The organism is Roseisolibacter sp. H3M3-2 (assembly GCF_029211165.1).
Lineage (GTDB): Bacteria > Gemmatimonadota > Gemmatimonadetes > Gemmatimonadales > Gemmatimonadaceae > Roseisolibacter.
Window position 1 is genome coordinate 1 of record NZ_JARGEK010000525.1, and the last position, 2,544, is coordinate 2,544.

Consider the following 2,544-nt stretch of genomic DNA (forward strand, 5'->3'; position numbering starts at 1 on the left):
GCCGTCGCGGCGGCGCTGCGCGCGCGCGGCGTCGACGCGGCGCGGTGGCGCGAGGTCGGCGTGACGCTCGTCCCCCGCCCGAACCGCGTGGACGCGGCGGTGGAGTGGGAGGACCCGGCGGTCGCGCTGCCGGGCGGGGCGCGGGCGCGCGTGGTCGCCGACGTCGTGGGCGCCGAGCTGGTGGACCTGCGCCGCGACGTGCGCCTCCCCGAGGCGGTGGAGCGCGCCAACCGCGAGCGCGCGAGCCGCCGCCTGGTCGCCGGCTCGGTCGGGGGGCTGGCCGCCGTCGGGCTGGGCTTCCTGCTGGCGGTGCGCGCGCTGCGCCGCGCGCCGCACGAGGACGTCCCGGCCGGCCGGATGCGGCTGGGCCGCCGCGGCGCGCTGCTCGTCGGCGCCGCCGGCGCCCTGCTCTCGATCGCGACGGCGGCCAACGGGGTCGACGCGGTGCTCACCAACTGGCCGACCGAGCAGCCGTGGGGCGTCTACCTGGCGTCGGCGGCGCTGACGACGGTGTTGGCCGGCGCGATGTTCGGCGGCGTGCTGGCCGGCGGGTGGAGCCTGCTCGACGCGCTGCGCCGCCGGGCGGCGCTCCCCTGGGCGCCGCCGGGCGGGCCGGCCGAGGCGCTGGTCGCGGGGCTCGGGCTGGCGGGGGCGCCGGTGCTGGCCGGGCTGCTCGCCGAGCGGTTCGGCCCGGAGGTCTGGCCGGCGGTGCCGGCGACGGTGCTCGGGGAGCGGATCGCCTGGCTCGCCCAGGCGCTCGACCCGGCCCGCGCGCTGCTCGTCCAGCCGCTCGGGCTGATCGCGGTGCTGGCGATCCTGCTCGGCGCCCGCACGACCCGCGGCCGGCTGGCCGTGCTCGCGCTGATCGCGCTCGGCCTCACCCCGGTCGCCCTCGGCGACCGCTCGGTGCTGCCGATCCTGGCCGCCTCGGTCGGCGGGGTCGCGGTCGCGGCGGCGCTCGTCCAGGCGTTCGGGCGGGGGAGCGTGGCGACGTGGGGGATGGCGGGGCTGGTCGGCGCGGCGCTGTCGGCGCTGCGCGAGCTGCGGACCGCCGGCTCGACCGACGACCGGGTGGCCGCTGGCGTCTCATTGCTCCTGTGTGGCGTCCTGCTGGCGCTCGCATGGCGCTTGATCCAGCGCACGACGTCGGGCGCCGAGTTCTCGGAGTTTCGGGATTCGTTCGGTATGGATCCTGCCCTGACGCGGGCGGACTCTCACCAGTGAGGACGGATGACGAAGCCGACGAAGCAGGACCGCCCGGACGACGGCAACACGCAGAAGGACCCCGACGCCTGGGTCACCGGCGACGAGACGATGACAGGGGCGCAGGCCTCCTACCTGCAGACGCTGTCGGAGGAGGCGGGGGAGGAGTTCGACGGGTCGCTGTCGAAGGCCGAGGCGTCGAAGAAGATCGACGAGCTGCGGGAGCGGACGGGGCGGGGCATCGATCATTGACGCCTGGGCTCGGCAGGGCGTAGACCGGGGGACGGCGAAGATCCGGATACGGCGCAGAGCGGGGTGATTCGAACGGAGGGGTGGAACGAAGACCGGGGTACCGCGAACCTGCCAGGCTGAAGCCGGTGGGTTCGCGGTACCCCGGTCTTCGCCGTTCCCCTGTGTTCGGTTCACCCCGCTCTGCGCCCCATCCGGGGGTTCGGGTCACCCCGATCTTCGCCGTGAGCGGTAAGCTGTAGGACCCTCGCGCAACCGTTTCGGCCCTCCCCGTGTCCATGGGTCACCACGACGGACGCGGCGGCCGCACCCGCCCGACCCGCGTGGGCCGAGCCTGGAGCCCGTGACCGACCCGTCCCTGATCTCCCGCGCCGCCGCCGGCGACATGGCCGCGCAGCGCTGGATCTACGAACAGCACGTCGACCGCGTCTACCGCCTGGCGTTCCGCATGGCGGGCGACGAGGACCTGGCGCGCGACTTCACCCAGGAGACGTTCGTGCGCGCCTTCGACCGGCTCGGCGACTTCCGCGGCGACTCGGCGCTCGGCACCTGGCTGCACGCGATCGGCGTCTCGGTGACGCTGAACGGGCTGCGCAAGGTGAAGCGGCACCGGAGCCGCGAGGCCCCGCTCGACGACGCGCTGGCGATCGGCGTGTCGACCCGCGAGGCCGAACCCGACCTCAAGGAGCGGCTCGCGCAGGCGATCGCGGCGCTCCCCGACGGCTACCGCACGGTGTTCCTGATGCACGACGTGGAAGGCTTCACGCACGAGGAGATCGGCGCCGCCCTGGGCGTCGCCTCGGGAACGTCCAAGGCGCAGCTCTTCCGCGCCCGCGCCAAGCTGCGCGCGGCGCTGAAGGACTTCGCCGGAGAGTGGGTCTCATGAGCGACGACCGCGACAACCGCATGCTTTCCGACGACGGGCCGGACGACGCGCTGGATCGACTGATCGTCGACGCCGCGCGCGACTACCACCGCCCCCCGTCCACCGTCCCCCGCGACGCGATGTGGGAGGCGATCGTGGCGCAGCGCGCGAGCCGACGCACCGGCGCGCCCCCCGCCGCGGCCGCGCCGGCCGCCCCCTCGCTCGAC

3 protein-coding genes and 1 pseudogene are annotated in these 2,544 nt (G+C 75.7%); all 4 read left to right on the forward strand.

The genetic code is table 11. The annotated features are described in order from the left end of the window. A pseudogene (locus PYV61_RS23955) lies at positions 1–1,224 on the forward strand (hypothetical protein); the annotation flags it as partial. Between the two features lie 6 nt (positions 1,225–1,230). Next, a complete protein-coding gene (locus PYV61_RS23960) occupies positions 1,231–1,455 on the forward strand; it encodes a DUF3072 domain-containing protein (RefSeq protein ID WP_275836395.1) in 225 nt (74 codons plus the stop codon). Positions 1,456–1,795: 340 nt separating this feature from the next. Continuing rightward, positions 1,796–2,338, forward strand: coding sequence for a sigma-70 family RNA polymerase sigma factor (locus PYV61_RS23965; RefSeq protein WP_275836396.1), 543 nt, complete (start codon positions 1,796–1,798; stop codon positions 2,336–2,338). Continuing rightward, a partial coding sequence (locus tag PYV61_RS23970) for a hypothetical protein (RefSeq protein ID WP_275836397.1) occupies positions 2,335–2,544 on the forward strand: 210 nt, incomplete at its 3' end. The genes PYV61_RS23965 and PYV61_RS23970, both read left to right, overlap by 4 nt.